The sequence below is a fragment of the Candidatus Methylobacter oryzae genome (genome assembly GCF_003994235.2).
In the GTDB taxonomy this organism is placed as follows: Bacteria; Pseudomonadota; Gammaproteobacteria; order Methylococcales; family Methylomonadaceae; genus Methylobacter_A; species Methylobacter_A oryzae.
Map to the genome: position 1 here is coordinate 1 of NZ_RYFG02000078.1, position 14726 is coordinate 14726.

At 49.6% G+C, this 14726-nt stretch carries 14 protein-coding genes and 1 tRNA gene; all 15 read left to right on the forward strand.

Features of this window, described 5'->3' with window-relative positions:
- The first annotated feature begins 167 nt into the window (after positions 1 to 167).
- The 15 genes from rph to EKO24_RS08245 all read left to right on the forward strand — a co-directional run bounded on the left by rph (position 168) and on the right by EKO24_RS08245 (position 14567).
- Complete coding sequence (gene rph / locus EKO24_RS08175; protein WP_127029938.1) at positions 168 to 890, forward strand: ribonuclease PH; 723 nt, start codon at positions 168 to 170, stop codon at positions 888 to 890.
- Between the two features lie 33 nt (positions 891 to 923).
- On the forward strand, positions 924 to 1526 hold the full coding sequence (gene rdgB / locus EKO24_RS08180; protein WP_127029937.1) for an RdgB/HAM1 family non-canonical purine NTP pyrophosphatase: 603 nt from the start codon (positions 924 to 926) through the stop codon (positions 1524 to 1526).
- A gap of 11 nt (positions 1527 to 1537) precedes the next feature.
- Positions 1538 to 2584 carry a phosphotransferase enzyme family protein gene (locus EKO24_RS08185; RefSeq protein ID WP_127029936.1) on the forward strand — a complete coding sequence of 349 codons (1047 nt, stop codon included), beginning with the start codon at positions 1538 to 1540 and terminating at the stop codon, positions 2582 to 2584.
- Positions 2585 to 2846: 262 nt separating this feature from the next.
- On the forward strand, positions 2847 to 4253 hold the full coding sequence (locus EKO24_RS08190) for a hypothetical protein (RefSeq protein WP_127029935.1): 1407 nt from the start codon (positions 2847 to 2849) through the stop codon (positions 4251 to 4253).
- A 141-nt stretch (positions 4254 to 4394) separates the two neighbouring features.
- Positions 4395 to 5525 carry a cytochrome-c peroxidase gene (locus tag EKO24_RS08195; RefSeq protein ID WP_127029934.1) on the forward strand — a complete coding sequence of 377 codons (1131 nt, stop codon included), beginning with the start codon at positions 4395 to 4397 and terminating at the stop codon, positions 5523 to 5525.
- A 119-nt stretch (positions 5526 to 5644) separates the two neighbouring features.
- On the forward strand, positions 5645 to 6190 hold the full coding sequence (locus EKO24_RS08200; protein ID WP_127029933.1) for an FMN-binding protein: 546 nt from the start codon (positions 5645 to 5647) through the stop codon (positions 6188 to 6190).
- On the forward strand, positions 6190 to 6693 hold the full coding sequence (locus EKO24_RS08205) for a hypothetical protein (RefSeq protein WP_127029932.1): 504 nt from the start codon (positions 6190 to 6192) through the stop codon (positions 6691 to 6693). Before EKO24_RS08200 ends, EKO24_RS08205 begins: the two co-directional genes overlap by 1 nt.
- A gap of 259 nt (positions 6694 to 6952) precedes the next feature.
- Positions 6953 to 8386 (forward strand): decarboxylating NADP(+)-dependent phosphogluconate dehydrogenase, encoded by a 1434-nt coding sequence (gene gnd, locus EKO24_RS08210; protein WP_127029931.1) that lies wholly within the window; start codon positions 6953 to 6955, stop codon positions 8384 to 8386.
- Positions 8387 to 8552: 166 nt separating this feature from the next.
- The gene (locus tag EKO24_RS08215) at positions 8553 to 9758 is read left to right on the forward strand and encodes an MFS transporter (protein ID WP_127029930.1); all 1206 of its coding nucleotides are present in this window, start codon (positions 8553 to 8555) and stop codon (positions 9756 to 9758) included.
- 153 nt (positions 9759 to 9911) lie between these two features.
- The gene (gene zwf / locus EKO24_RS08220) at positions 9912 to 11399 is read left to right on the forward strand and encodes a glucose-6-phosphate dehydrogenase (protein ID WP_127029929.1); all 1488 of its coding nucleotides are present in this window, start codon (positions 9912 to 9914) and stop codon (positions 11397 to 11399) included.
- On the forward strand, positions 11400 to 12083 hold the full coding sequence (gene pgl, locus EKO24_RS08225; protein ID WP_127029928.1) for a 6-phosphogluconolactonase: 684 nt from the start codon (positions 11400 to 11402) through the stop codon (positions 12081 to 12083).
- A gap of 220 nt (positions 12084 to 12303) precedes the next feature.
- A complete protein-coding gene (gmk, locus tag EKO24_RS08230) occupies positions 12304 to 12918 on the forward strand; it encodes a guanylate kinase (RefSeq protein ID WP_127029927.1) in 615 nt (204 codons plus the stop codon).
- A 125-nt stretch (positions 12919 to 13043) separates the two neighbouring features.
- Positions 13044 to 13119 (forward strand) — tRNA-Val (locus EKO24_RS08235).
- A gap of 534 nt (positions 13120 to 13653) precedes the next feature.
- Positions 13654 to 14184 carry a hypothetical protein gene (locus EKO24_RS08240; protein ID WP_127029926.1) on the forward strand — a complete coding sequence of 177 codons (531 nt, stop codon included), beginning with the start codon at positions 13654 to 13656 and terminating at the stop codon, positions 14182 to 14184.
- Complete coding sequence (locus EKO24_RS08245; RefSeq protein ID WP_127029925.1) at positions 14181 to 14567, forward strand: hypothetical protein; 387 nt, start codon at positions 14181 to 14183, stop codon at positions 14565 to 14567. Before EKO24_RS08240 ends, EKO24_RS08245 begins: the two co-directional genes overlap by 4 nt.
- Positions 14568 to 14726 lie beyond the last annotated feature (159 nt).

The window sequence follows — 14726 nt, forward strand, 5'->3', positions numbered from 1 at the left end:
CTTCGGACAACTGTTTTACTGTACTCATCAATTTACAACGGCAAAAATCGATGGACTTTATAATAGCCTAAATAATGTGATAGGTGGTGAGAACTACCGATAAATTGAAAGCCGGATAGAGCGCCGTTCAGGTATACTGCGCGGTTTTTCATTTTAACGGAACAACTATGAGACCAAGCGGACGTAACCCGGATCAACTAAGAGACATCAAATTCACCTGCGGTTTTACCAAACATGCAGAAGGCTCTGTCCTGGTTGAATTCGGCGATACCCGGGTACTTTGCACTGCCAGTGTCGACCGGAGCGTTCCTCGTTTTCTAAAAGGCAAGGGCGAAGGCTGGGTTACCGCCGAATACGGTATGCTGCCGCGTTCAACGCATAACCGGGTCGGGCGTGAAGCCAGTCAAGGCAAACAGGGCGGGCGCACACTGGAAATTCAGCGTTTGATCGGCCGGTCTTTACGGGCAGCGATTGATTTAAGGGCGTTGGGCGAACACACTATTACCATCGATTGCGATGTATTGCAGGCGGATGGAGGAACCCGTACGGCGTCGATTACCGGCGGCTTTGTCGCATTGTCGCTGGCCGTGCAAAAAATGCTCAAACGCAAGCAGATCAAGACTAATCCTTTGCATGGCCAGGTGGCTTCGGTTTCTGTCGGTATTTATGAAGGCGTGCCGGTGCTGGACCTGGATTATGCCGAGGACAGTACGGCGGAAACCGATATGAATGTAGTCATGAACGATGCCGCGGCGTTTATTGAAATACAAGGCACCGCTGAGGGCCACGCATTTAGAAAAGAAGAGCTGGACGCCATGCTGGAACTGGCCGGTTCAGGCATCAAAGAGTTATTGGAAAAACAACGCGTAGCGATAGAAGATTATCAATAAGCTTATCGACATTTCAATTTGGTAGAAATAATCATGCATAAAATCGTTCTGGCTAGCGGCAATCCCGGCAAGATCAGGGAGATTCAGGCAATATTGTCGGATCATCCTATCGTTCCGCAATCTGCATTTGATGTTGTCGACGTCGAAGAAACCGGCTCTACGTTTGTGGAAAATGCCATTCTAAAAGCCAGGAATGCAGCTTTACACTGCAAGCTTCCGGCAATAGCCGATGACTCAGGCTTGGTCGTCGATGCGCTGGAGGGGGCGCCGGGCGTATTTTCTGCCAGATATGCAGGCGTTGGCGCCAGCGATCAGGATAATCTGGACAAACTGCTGAAGGAGCTGGAAGGCGTGCCGGATGAACTGCGCACAGCGCGGTTTATTTGCGTGATGGTATTTATGGAGCATGCTGACGATCCCTGTCCTGTTATCGCCCAAGGCGTTTGGGAAGGGAGGATCTTGGATCGCGCTGCCGGCGAAAACGGTTTCGGCTACGATCCGGTATTTTGGGTGCCAAGCCATCACTGCGCATCGGCAGAATTATCGGCGGCCGTTAAAAACTCGCTAAGTCACAGGGGACAGGCTCTGAAAACGCTTACCGCATTAATCAAGGCCAGAGAAACAGATAGTCCTTAAAATATATTTTGATGAACGCACTGTTTTCCATCTCCAACCAGTTCGGTAATGCCGTTACTGAGGTCACAGCGCTAGGTAATGGCCTGATTAATGATACTTATCTGGTCTCGACACCGTCATCTTCGTTTGTTCTGCAACGTATAAACCGCGCGGTTTTTCCTGCACCTGAGCAAATCATGGCCAACCTGACGACGCTTAATCAGCATGTGACGCAAAAAAACGCTGCATTGGTTATGCTGCAAATCCCGAAAGCTTTAAAGACTATTGATAACAATGCGCTTTATCAAGATCAAAACGGCGATTACTGGCGAGCGTTAAGTTTTATTGCCGATACCGAAAGCATCGAGACAATAAGCACTATCAGTGAAGCAGAGCAGTCTGGATTTGCACTAGGACATTTTCATCGTTTGCTTAGCGATCTTAATCCTCTTCTTCTACATGACACGCTGCCCGGTTTTCATATAACGCCGCAATATCTAAAGCATTATCAGCAAATTCTGCGGCAACCGGCCAAACCTGAGGAGAGCTATTGCGCTGAATTTATCTGCCGCTTCCAGCATATCGCCGATGACCTTGAGGCCGCAAAACAGCAGGGCTTGCTGTCATTGCGAGTTATTCACGGCGATCCCAAATTGAATAATTTTCTGTTTAATAGATGCAGTAGAAAAGTCGTTAGCATTATCGATCTGGACACCGTCAAGCCGGGGCTTATCCATTACGATATTGGCGATTGCCTGCGATCTTGCTGTCACGCTGCTGGGCCGGCCGGCTTTAACCTGGACATTTGCGCAGCTTGGTTAAAAAGCTATCTGGCCGAGGCCGGCGCGTTTTTTACCGAATACGATTATCAATACTTGTACCCAGCTATACGGCTAATCCCATTCGAATTAGGCATTCGGTTTTATAGCGATTACTTGGAAGGCAATCGCTACTTTAAGGTAACCGAATCTGAGCAGAACTTACAGCGCGCAATCGGTCAATTCCGGTTGTGTGAAAGTATTATGGTTCTGGAAGAGCCGATTAAAAGCCTCATTTCGAAGTTACAAACACACAATTAAATCCACGCGCTGACGCTACCAAACGTATCCATTTTTAAAGCATCCACCTGATACGCAAGTTACAAGCTATTCTATTTTTAACCAAAATCCCAAACTGGCTCACCTTTAAATTAAGGCCTTGCTTCCACGCTTAAAATCGAATTAAAACTAAAATTAAACGATTCAATAAACCTTACTTTTATATTTAAATAGTAATCGTTTGCATCTTTATAAGTGTTTACCTTATACTCATCTCACCAACTAATTCGTAAGGGCCGTATAAATGAAAAAGAATAAGCAATTATTAACGGGCGGAATATTGATAGGGCTCGTGGCTTTGAATGCGCCGGTTAGTGCGTTGGAAAAACCTCAAACAATGGAAGAGATGTGGAAAATCATCCAAGCGCAGCAAAAACAAATTGATGAAATGAAAGCAGGAATGCAGGCAGCAGCTGCCACTTCGGCTCCGGCGCCAGCTAAATCTGCCGGTGCCGATGTAAAAAATCTAGAGCGCAAAACCGATGTACTGAGCCAAGAAGTTGAAAAATTGCGTACTAACCTATCGATTCCGGAAGAAGCGAAATACAAGAGCGCCTATGGCTTAGGCCCGGCAGCATCCAAGGTTTATTCTGCCGGCAAAGGCTTGTCGATTGGCGGTTATGGCGAAGGCAATTATTCCGCTAAAGTTGGAGATAAAGGCGATACTAACGATACCGCCGATATGGAGCGCATGGTTTTATACGCAGGTTATAAATTTACCGATCGCATTCTCTTTAACAGCGAATTGGAATTCGAACATGCCTCCACCGGCGAAGGAGCGGAAGAAAAAGGTGAAGTCTCCGTTGAATTCGCATCGCTGGATTTCTTCATCGATCAACGCGCCAATGCCCGAGCCGGTTTAGTATTAATGCCGATGGGCTTTATCAACCGCATTCACGAACCGCTTTTCTATTTCGGCAACCACCGTCCAGTAGTTGAACAGCGCATTATACCGAGTACGTGGCGTGAAATGGGTGCCGGTCTATTTGGCGCTATCACCCCGAACCTGACTTATACGGCCTATGTAGTCAATGGCTTGGACGCCAAAGGATTCAGTTCCGACGGTATTAGCGAAGGTCGCGGCGGCGGCAGCAATGCAAGAGCGGAAAATTTCGGATACGTTGCCCGCATGGATTACGATCCGAACTTTATTCCTGGATTATCGGTTGGCGGTTCCGCCTACTTCGGAAACTCCGGACAAAACCAGACTTTTGTCGGACGCAAAGCTAACGTTTTTACCCAACTCTATGAAGCCCATCTGCAATGGAAATACCGCGGCCTGGAATTCCGCACCTTGGGTTCCTGGGGCCATATCAACAATGCCGATGTTGTCAGCGCCTCCGTAGGCGAAGTGGTCGGTTCGGAAAACTTTGGCTGGTACACAGAGCTGGGCTACGATGTCTTGCCGTTGCTATTCCGCGATACGACTCAGTATCTGGCGCCGTTCTTCCGATACGAAAGATTGAACACCGTTGCCAAAGCGCCTACCGGTTATGATTCCGATCCAACTAAAGATTGGCAAATCTATCAGGTCGGCTTGCAATACAAACCTATTCCAAACGTCGTACTTAAAGCCGATTATCGTAATTTTGTCGCCAAACAAGGTTCTCTGGCCGACGATTTCAACTTAGGCTTTGGTTTCATTTTCTAACCAAGACCCGAATCGTTTAAGCACTGCCAAGTATTACCATAGCCTAAAGGTCGCTGAATCATGTTTTTATCTTCAAATATAAATCACGCATTTAAGCGTAAGAAATGCTGGAGTAATGTAATCGTAGCCCTAGCAATAGTAATGCCTTGCTTTCCGGTCAAAGCTGAAATCCCGGTTCTGCCGGGTGATGGCCAGCTTAGCCTTAAAGCGCAATTAGGCCGGCAGATCTTTTTCGATACCAACCTTTCCACGCCGTCCGGACAGGCTTGCGCAAGCTGCCATAACCCAGGCACCGGTTTTGTAGATCCCGACAGCAATGAGCCGACTTCCGAAGGTGTATTGAAAGGACTCAAGGGCGCTCGTAACTCTCCTACCTTGCCTTATGCGGCATTTAGCCCGCCCTTTGGCTATAACCGTAAAGAAGGTTTGTTTATCGGCGGCTTATTCCTTGACGGCCGGGCTGCAACGTTGGCCGATCAGGCGAAAGGGCCTTTCCTGAACCCGATCGAAATGGCGAACCCGGATTCGTTTACCGTCGTGAGTAAAGTTCGCGAAGCCGGCTACGCGGAATTGTTTAAACAGATTTACGGCACAGATGCTTTCGACAACACTAACGACGCTTACAACAACATAGCCGACGCTATTGTCGCGTTTGAACAATCTCCGGTATTTAAGCGTTTCGATTCTAAATACGATTACTTCCTGGCCGGCAAAGCCAAATTTACGGAGCAGGAAAAACGCGGCCGGAAGTTGTTTGAAGACGCAAACAAAGGTAATTGCGCGGCTTGCCACCCCAGCAGGCCGGCAAAAGACGGCACACCGCCTTTATTTACCGATTTTAGCTACGACAATTTGGGCGTTCCCAGAAACCCGGAAAATCCGTTTTATACCTTATCGCCGGAATTCAACCCGGCAGGATGGGAGTTTATCGACAAAGGATTAGGCGGAGCGGTTGACGAGTCAGCACAAAACGGCAAGTTCAAAGTGCCCAGTTTGCGCAACATCGCCAAAACCGGGCCTTATATGCACAACGGCTATTTTAAAACGCTACGGGGTGCGGTCGCCTTTTACAGCACCCGAGACGTGCTGCCTGTTTGCGACAGTCTATTCGTAACCGAAGCCGAAGCGCTCGGAAACCGCTGTTGGCCAAGTCCGGAAGTGCTGGAGAACGTCAATTACCAGGAGCTTGGCGAACTGGTGCTCAGCGATTCGGAAATAGATGACATTGTAGCCTTCCTACAGACGCTGACTGACGGTTACCAGCCCAAATAACCGCTCCAGGCATATTGCTAACGTCGGTTAACAGGGCTGAATCGAAAATCCCTCTGCTATCGTTTGCCGGCCCTGTTAAACTGACCATGTTTTTATACAGATGAATAACAGGGCTTATTATGAAAATAATTAAACAACCGGGATTGCTTTTTTTGCTGCTCGTCTCAGCAACCTCAAGCTTCGCGACCGTCTTTTACAGCAAAAACGAAGCGCTGGAACTGGCGTTCGGCAAGAGCGCCCAAGTCGAGCAATTGTCGCTATTTCCCGATGAGCAACAAACTGCAAAAATTGAGGAACTCTCCAAAGGTAAACTGGAGTCAGGCCTGTTTACTTTTTATGTCGGCAAAGACCAAGGCAAAGTGCTCGGTTATGCCGCCATTGAAACCAGTACCGTCAGAACCAAGCCGGAAACGCTGATGATAGTGCTGACAGCGGACGGCGAACTGGGCAATGTCACAACCCTCGCGTTTCACGAACCGCCGGAATACCAGCCGCCGGAACGCTGGTTTGAACAGCTCTATAAACGCCCGTTAGCGGAAATGGATTTTAACAAAGGCATCGACGGCATCAGCGGCGCGACCTTGAGCACTCGGGCGACAGTCAGCAGCGTTCGTAAAGTCATGGCAATTTATCAGGTACTGGTCAAAGATCAGGGTAAAAATTAATGCGTTATTTTGTTACCGGCGAGCAGCATCGCAAATCCCTACTCAATACCCTCGTGTTAATGTTCCTGGCGTATATCGCCTTGCTATGGATCAGCAACGGTTTGATGTATTTCCACCATATGAATTTAACGCCCGATTCGGTCATTGCCTATTACCTGGGCTCCGAAGAACAGTTTACCCAGCCGCGCAGCTATCAGGGCATGCTCGAAGTGTCGCATTTTCACCTGTTCTCGATGGGCATGCTGGTGCTGACTCTGACCCATTTAATGTTGATGACCGAGTTTTCGGTGCGGCTGAAAATCTGGCTCAGCAGCTTGACCTATATTGCGGCAGTGGCCGATGAAGCGGGCGGTTGGCTGGTCAGGTTTGTCCATCCGCTATTTGCCTACTTTAAAATCGCAGCGTTCGTCATGCTGGAGCTTTCACTGGCGGTTTTATTGATTGTCGTCATTACAGCGCTGATTCGCGCCCAAATCCGAATGAGCAAAGCCAGTTCCGAGTAGCTCTCTTGTTTATTAACCACAGCGAAAAGTTCGCCGTGGTTAATCATCGCACAAATACGAACCTCACCTACCGTTTTGCTAAACCATCAGCTTAGGTATTTCCACCCATTGCCTACATGCTTCATTTCTTCTAGCCTTTTGCTACCTACAAAATGAAGACAGTGTAACTTTTTGCCGCACGGCACGCCCTACGACGACTTTTAGCGGACCAATCAGCCTTTTAACTGAAGATTCAAAATTACTCTTCAAGAAGATAACTATGAAAGCAAATATCGGTTTAATCGGCTTAGCCGTCATGGGTCAAAACCTGGCCCTCAACATGAACGACCACGGTTTTAAAGTTGCCGTTCATAACCGCACGCTCAGTAAAATAGATGAATTCCTGGACGGCCCTGCTAAAAACACGCAGATTACCGGCGCCCATTCATTGGAAGAATTGATCAACAGCCTCGAAACGCCGCGCATCGTCATGCTGATGGTTAAAGCCGGCGACATCGTCGATCACTATATCAACCAGTTAGTACCGCTGTTGTCAGCCGGCGATATTATCATCGACGGCGGCAACTCGCTGTTCACCGACACCCACCGCCGCACTGTTGCCCTAAAAGAAAAAAACATCCTGTATATAGGCGCGGGCGTGTCCGGCGGCGAAGAAGGCGCAAGGCGCGGACCGTCGATCATGCCCGGCGGCAATAAAGACGCATGGCCTGCTGTCAAGCCCATCTTCCAGGCCATCAGCGCCCAGGTCGACGGCCAGCCTTGCTGCAAATGGGTTGGCGATAACGGCGCCGGGCACTACGTCAAAATGGTGCATAACGGCATCGAATACGGCGACATCCAGGTAATCTGCGAAGCTTATCAACTGCTGTCCGACGGCTTGGGCTTAAGCGTCGAGCAAATGCACGGCATCTTTGCCGAATGGAACCGGGGCCCGTTAAACTCTTACCTGATCGAAATCACTGCCGCGATTTTGGCCTATAAAGACGAAGACGGCCGGCCGTTGCTGGAAAGCATACTCGACGCCGCCGGGCAAAAAGGCACCGGCAAATGGACCGTTACCGATGCGCTGGACTTGGGCGTCCCGTTAACCTTGATCGGCGAATCGGTATTTTCCCGCTGCTTGTCCGCGCAAAAAGACGAAAGAGTCAAAGCCTCGTCGATACTGCCCAAGCCAACACGGCAATTTACCGGCGACCGGAAAGCCCTAATTAATGCAATCGGCGACGCGTTATACGCAGCCAAGATTATTTCTTACGCCCAAGGATTCCGCTTGATGCGCGAAGCCTCGAAAGAATACAAGCTGTCGCTGAATTACGGCGATATTGCACTGATGTGGCGCGGTGGCTGTATTATCCGTAGCCGGTTTTTGAACGACATCAAGCAAGCCTACGACGCCGCTCCCGATTTAGAAAACTTGCTGTTAGCCGACTTTTTTGTCGATGCAATCAAACAAGCCGATCAAGGCTGGCGCAAAGCCGTTATCGCAGGCATCGAGCTAGGCATCCCGACTCCGGCACTTTCTTCCGCCTTGGCTTATTACGACGGCTATCGCTCTGAAAGATTGCCGGCTAATTTATTGCAGGCGCAAAGGGACTATTTTGGCGCGCATACTTATGAACGGATAGACCAGCCCAGAGGCCGGTTTTTCCATATCGACTGGACCGGCAGCAAAGACAGTAAACTGGTCATATAGGTAGTTCTATTCCCGACTTTTTCCTTGTCCGTCCGTTGAAAATGCAACTTATCCCGTAGGCGGCTTTTGCCCGTTATCTCCAGCCGATCATGATTATGCACAAATAGATATTTGATAAAATATTGAAGCAATAGCTTCCGCCTAAATATTTCCTGAGTAGAACCTCATGCCCACTATCCTACATCACCACCGTACGTCTTTCGACGATTGGCGTTCCATTTTTGTTTCCGTGTACCTGACGTTGATCGGCTACGGCGTACAAGTCGTGATGCCGGTCATCAGCGCCGCGCGCATGGAGTTGCTGGGCTTTAGCGAGGTCGAAGTGGGGCGGGTGGCCGGAGCCGATCTCGGCGGCCTTGCGTTCGGCGCGTTGCTGACTGCGCTGCTGATGACCCGGTCCGACCGGCGCAGTTTGGTCGTGTTGGGCGCGGTGCTGGTCGTTATCGCCAATCTGTTGTGCACGGCCTATCCGCAATACCAGCCGACGCTATGGCTGCGCGCCGTCGCAGGCACCGGTAGCGGAATATGTACAGCGGTCGCCGTCGCCAGTTTGGGCGCCAGTTCCAAGCCGGCCCGCGCCTATAACATCATGCTGTTCGCGTTTGCTTTTTTCCAGGCGCTGGAAATGCGGGTGCTGCCGATGTTGTCGATGAACGGCATTTACTGGCTGTTCATCTGCGGATTTGTCGTCGGGGCGATAGGAACCCGCTGGCTGCCTGACCGCGCCGATGAACCGACGCTGGATGTGGAACTGGAGGTGACGGCGCAAAACGGCCACCACTTAGAACACCGACAAGTTCCTGTCTACATTCCCTGGCTTGGACTGGGCACGATTTTTTTCACCTATGTCAGCATCGGTGGTTACTGGACTTACATCGAATTGGCGGCCGACTCCTCGGGCGTGGCCGACGGACTGATGCAGGGGCTGCTGGAATGGGGTTCACTGGCCAGCATTACCGGCTGCCTGCTGGCGACGCGGATCAGCAACCGCTTCGGGTTGGCTCGTCCGCTGCTGATGACGTTGGTCAGCATGGCTGTGGCAATCGGCCTGTTGTATAACGGCATCGACGCCGGCAAGGCCGTCGTCAGCATCTTGTCGTTCAACTTGCTGTGGACTTTCGTCGATATTTTCCAGATGTCGTCGGTAGCCAATGCCGACCATTCTGGCGTTTTCGCCGCATTGATTCCGGGCGCCCAAGGCTTGGGACAGATCGTCGGTCCGAATATCGCCGCTTCGTTGCTGGACGCTTCGCTGGGTTACGACGCCGTATTCCTGATGTGCGCGCTATCGACGCTGACCGGCATGGCGGTCTATGCGGCCATGTATTTGCGCTTGCGGCGGATGATTCCGGCGCTGGCGGATGCTTCTTAATTTAGACATTGCCCGCTTCAAAATCAGATATGCCAGGTTTTAAAACCTGGAATATCTTGCCTAATATCTGGCAAGGGACTAAAGAATGACATGTTTTTAAAGATTGTATATAACAGCAAAATTCCCAGCCTGTAACCGAGCGAGGTACTCCCAATGAAAGCCGAACCTTGTACGTACGTTATTTTCGGCGCGACCGGCAATTTGTCGCGAATCAAACTGATGCCGGCGCTGTATCGCCTCGACGCCGCGAACCGCCTGCCCGGCGATACCCGCATCCTGGCCGTGGGCCGAAGGCCCTGGAGCCGGCAGGAATGGCAAACGGAAGTCCGGCGGATGCTGGACACAAAAATGCCCGGCGATGTCGATGAAGCCGTGTTCCAGCGTTTCAACGCCCGGCTGCATTACCATCAGGGCGATATAACCCAGGCGCAATGCTATGCCGGACTGGCCGATACATTGAACCGGGACGGCCAGTTCCCGAAAAATATCGCTTTTTACCTGGCGATCAGCCCGGCCGATTTCGGCCCGGTCGCCGAGCAATTGAACAACAGCAAGCTGTTTGACGAGCAGCACGGCTGGCGGCGCGTCATTATCGAGAAACCGATAGGCTACGACCTCGACAGCGCCCAAGCCTTGCAAAAGCGCCTCAACCGTTACCTGGCCGAACAGCAGATCTACCGGATCGACCATTACCTGGGCAAAGGCATGGTGCAGAACGTGCTGGTGTTCCGTTTCGCCAACGTGCTGCTGGAGCCGTTATGGAACCGCAACTATATCGATCATGTACAAATCACCCATTCCGAAGACATCGGCATCGGCAGCCGCGCCGATTATTACGATAAAGCCGGTGCGATGCGCGACATGCTGCAAAGCCATTTGCTGCAATTGCTGACCTTGGTCGCAATGGAGCCGCCGGTAGCTATGGATGCCGAATCGTTGCGCGACGAGAAAGTCAAAGTGCTGAAATCGATACGCCCGATTCCGCGCGAAGCGGTGCATGGACACTCTTACCGCGCCCAATACAGCCAAGGCCGCATCGGCGGCGAGCAGGTCAACGGCTATTTGCAGGAAGAAGGCATACCGGCCGACAGCATTACCGAGACCTACGCGGCGCTGAAACTGTATATCGACAACTGGCGCTGGCGCGGAGTGCCGTTTTATTTGCGCACCGGCAAGCGCATGGCCACGGCGCAATCGGCGATTTCGATTTGCTTTCGCCATCCGCCGCTGCAATTTTTCCGAGGTACCGAGGTGCAATGCATGAACCCGAACTGGGTGCTGCTGGGCATCCAACCGGAAGAATGCATACGCATGGAAATGACGGTCAAGGAACCCGGCCTGGAAATGCGCACTCGCGTCACCAGCCTGGACGCCAGCTTCCGCCAGCGCAACGAAAAAGCCACCGACGCCTACGAAGACCTGCTACTGGACGTATTAAAAGGCGACCGCTCGTTATTTCTGCGCTTCGATGAAGTAGAATATGCGTGGCGCATCGTCGATCCTGTTCTGCAAACATGGATGATGGAACGCGACTACATCGCGACTTATCCCGCCGGTTCCTGGGGGCCGGAAGACAGCCGCCGCTTATTCGACAAAGAAAGCCAATCCTGGCGCAACTCATTGATCCCGGAGTGTAACTAAATGCAAACAAACTGCCGCTGGCATTATCTGGAAACCGCTGACGACGTAGCGGCCGCCGCCTGCCGACACATTCTCAACGCCGCCGAATCGGCAATTTCCGCGAGAGGCAAATTCAAATTGGTTTTAGCCGGAGGCAGCACGCCGGAAAAAGTCTACGCTCTTCTGGCCGATTCGAATGCGGATTGGGCTAATTGGCAGATTTATTACGGCGACGAGCGCTGCTTGCCTGCCGATCATCAAGACCGCAACAGCGTAATGGCAAGCCGGGTTTTGCTGGATAAAGTTGCGATTCCGGCGAGCCATATCTTTACGATGCCTGCCGAATTCGGGCCGGAAATCGGCGCTGACCGCTATAAAGTCGCCGTCTCCAAAGCAGGGACTTTCGACATGGTGCTGTTGGGCATGGGCGAGGACGGCCACACCGCGAGCCTGTTCCCCGGCCATCAACACCCGGCAAACGAACTGACGCACGCTGTTTACAACTCGCCGAAACCGCCGTCGGAGCGCGTCTCGATCAGCACCAAAGCGTTGAGCAACACGAGGGAATTGATCTTTTTGATCACCGGCGCGAACAAGCAGGAAGCCGTGCAACAGTGGCGTTCGGACGCGGACCTACCGGTTGCGACGATTGAGCCCGAAAGCGGTGTCGATATTTATATCGATAGCGATGCGTTGCGGGCGTAATTCATAGCTATCGATCCAACTAAATAACGTGGGTAATACCTTCCAGATTTTAAAAACCTGGAAGGTATAGCGCGGCTCACGCGACGCAATACTTCGGCGGCCTATCGTTTTGTCCGGGCCGCGTCATCCTGTATCATGTGAGCACTTTAAATTTGTTTGTCCCCATGCCAAATAGATTCAATCTTGAACCTTTCACCTTGAGCCTTTCTCCTTTAGATTTATGAACATCGGCAAACTTTATATCATTTCCGCCCCTTCCGGCGCCGGTAAAACCAGCTTGGTTAAACAACTGGTTGCCGATATGGACGGCCTGACCGTATCAATCTCTCACACCACCCGGCAGATGCGGCCCGGCGAAGCTCATGGTCAAGATTATTACTTTGTCAGTGTCGCCGATTTTCAAGCCATGCGAGAAAAACAGGCGTTTCTTGAACACGCCCAGGTGTTCGACAATTTTTACGGCACCGCGCAGCAAACCGTCGAAGATAACCTGAACAAAGGCTTGGACGTGATTCTTGAAATCGACTGGCAAGGCGCCGAGCAAATCAAGAAACTGCTGCCGGAAAGCCTGTCGATTTTTATCCTGCCGCCATCGACAGAAGTGCTGTTGCAGCGTCTCAGGAACCGGGGCCAGGATGGCGAAGAAATTATCGCCCGCCGTATGCGCGATGCGGTGACCGAAATGAGCCACTACGGCGAATTTGATTACCTAGTCGTCAACGACGTGTTCGAGCAGGCGCTAAACGAGCTGAAAAGCATCATCGTCGCAAACAGGCTGACTCGGCAGCGTCAGGCGCGTAAATTGCAGCCGCTGTTGGACTCGTTGCTGGCGTAGCGCTTGAGATAATAACGGATTGGCTTAGTCATGTTGAGCTTCACGCCTCCCAGAATATCTTGTTTGGCGTTGTACGGAACAGTTTCTTTTTGAGTTTAATTTGTTTATAATGCGCGGCTCGGATCGGGTGCTTAGCTCAGCTGGGAGAGCATCGCCCTTACAAGGCGAGGGTCGGGGGTTCGAACCCCTCAGCACCCACCACGATCCGCTCCTTTTATTCTGGCAGTTAAATCAATTCTTTGTCAGATACCTCTGGAATCATATCTTCCGGCCAATTCCGTCTCTGTTCTGTTTTCAAGTTCGCCAAGCGTTATGGATTGGAAGTCCTTAGCCGTTTCGTGAAGATCAAATCTTGAATAAGTCCAGCCGGTCAAAACCGTCTTACACGTCGTTAAATATCGCAAAATCGCATAGGGTGTGCTGAACGCAGTGAAGCGCATCTCCCGCGAACGATGCGCCTCCTATCGTCGGCACATCCTATGGGCCTAAAAATACAGAAAATCAATATATTGTGTAGAAAAAACAAAATAACTCAATATATAGTAGATCATTCCATATATTCCGCTTAGTATCTTTACTAGTATTTACTTTAAGTACTAAGTATATAAAATAGCTAAGCCGTAATGATTAGTGGCCTTGCAATAAACAAAAAAATATACGCTACGCAATGTAGCGGTCAGTCTATATTTATTTGGACCACTTAAAATAGACTTTGACATAAAGCAAGGGGCAATAATGTCTAACGTACATAGTGCTATAGATGCTGTATTTGAGCAAGTGGCTGACTTTTTTAGTTCGAATTTACAAAAAGAAATAAAAATAACCAGTATAAATTCAGAAGCGCTCAATGCTTGGCAGCAGTCGTGGAGCAGTAGTTTGCGCATTCCGCCAAATGGAGGCTGGGATTGGAGATGCAAGCTCAGTAATGCTAGTAGAAAATATCAGAAACGCCTAATGAGTGTTGCTGTATGGGGCCAGGACAATTGCTTATGCGGTTTAGCGCTTTGTTCTAGAAGCAAAAGTAACGAGGTTTTAAGTGTTCATTACATAGAAGGCGCTCCAATTGAACAACACCCTTTGACTGGGTATGTGTTTAATATAATAAATGCCGTATTGCATGAATATAGTTATGTCGTAAACGCTAATAAAATTAGAATAATGTACCCTGTTAAAGATTTAATAGATTTTTATAATTCACATGGATATATATTAAGCAAGAAAAGCTTATTTGGTCGTCCATATTGCGAAAAAGGTATAGAAAGATGAGTACGTTATTGTGCTATAACAACTTTTTATCTGGCTATGAAAATATTTCTTTTCAAGAGAAATACATTTTAAAAAAGAATAATCCAAAAATCCAAATAACAATAACAGCTGTTGAAAAAAAATCAGAAACATCAAAAGTTATCATTGAAACAATGATACCTTTGCCACTGGCAATATTATTATTTGTTGTGTTAATACCTGTTATTTTAATTGCCCTTATTTTGGCTTGGCCTTTTTCTTTGGTTGCTAATGGTGCGACAGAGCCATCCTACACTGAGGCTAAAGAATATTTTAACAATGGACAAGGTTATTTAAATAATTTGTCTGAAAAAGATAAAAAAGAATTGCTTATTAAAAATCAAAATATCCATTTAGGTTTGTAATAGCCATGTAGATCGGGCAACTTTTTTTGTTGCCCGGCATTTTATCGCCCGGAAATAAAATAAAGAGATAAGATTAAAATACTGTCTTTTTGAAGATTCGGAATATAGAACATAAATAGCATGATAGATCTACAGGGCGACAATGGCTTCGTGCCTTCG

What these genes read in the sequence shown, in the direction of transcription:
- zwf (WP_127029929.1), top strand. Translation starts at nt 9,912, where the DNA reads ATGAAAGCCGAACCTTGTACGTACGTTATTTTCGGCGCGACCGGCAAT.
- EKO24_RS08240 (WP_127029926.1), top strand. Translation starts at nt 13,654, where the DNA reads ATGTCTAACGTACATAGTGCTATAGATGCTGTATTTGAGCAAGTGGCT.
- EKO24_RS08185 (WP_127029936.1), top strand. Translation starts at nt 1,538, where the DNA reads ATGAACGCACTGTTTTCCATCTCCAACCAGTTCGGTAATGCCGTTACT.
- gmk (WP_127029927.1), top strand. Translation starts at nt 12,304, where the DNA reads ATGAACATCGGCAAACTTTATATCATTTCCGCCCCTTCCGGCGCCGGT.
- gnd (WP_127029931.1), top strand. Translation starts at nt 6,953, where the DNA reads ATGAAAGCAAATATCGGTTTAATCGGCTTAGCCGTCATGGGTCAAAAC.
- EKO24_RS08215 (WP_127029930.1), top strand. Translation starts at nt 8,553, where the DNA reads ATGCCCACTATCCTACATCACCACCGTACGTCTTTCGACGATTGGCGT.
- EKO24_RS08200 (WP_127029933.1), top strand. Translation starts at nt 5,645, where the DNA reads ATGAAAATAATTAAACAACCGGGATTGCTTTTTTTGCTGCTCGTCTCA.
- pgl (WP_127029928.1), top strand. Translation starts at nt 11,400, where the DNA reads ATGCAAACAAACTGCCGCTGGCATTATCTGGAAACCGCTGACGACGTA.
- EKO24_RS08245 (WP_127029925.1), top strand. Translation starts at nt 14,181, where the DNA reads ATGAGTACGTTATTGTGCTATAACAACTTTTTATCTGGCTATGAAAAT.
- rph (WP_127029938.1), top strand. Translation starts at nt 168, where the DNA reads ATGAGACCAAGCGGACGTAACCCGGATCAACTAAGAGACATCAAATTC.
- EKO24_RS08205 (WP_127029932.1), top strand. Translation starts at nt 6,190, where the DNA reads ATGCGTTATTTTGTTACCGGCGAGCAGCATCGCAAATCCCTACTCAAT.
- rdgB (WP_127029937.1), top strand. Translation starts at nt 924, where the DNA reads ATGCATAAAATCGTTCTGGCTAGCGGCAATCCCGGCAAGATCAGGGAG.
- EKO24_RS08190 (WP_127029935.1), top strand. Translation starts at nt 2,847, where the DNA reads ATGAAAAAGAATAAGCAATTATTAACGGGCGGAATATTGATAGGGCTC.
- EKO24_RS08195 (WP_127029934.1), top strand. Translation starts at nt 4,395, where the DNA reads ATGCCTTGCTTTCCGGTCAAAGCTGAAATCCCGGTTCTGCCGGGTGAT.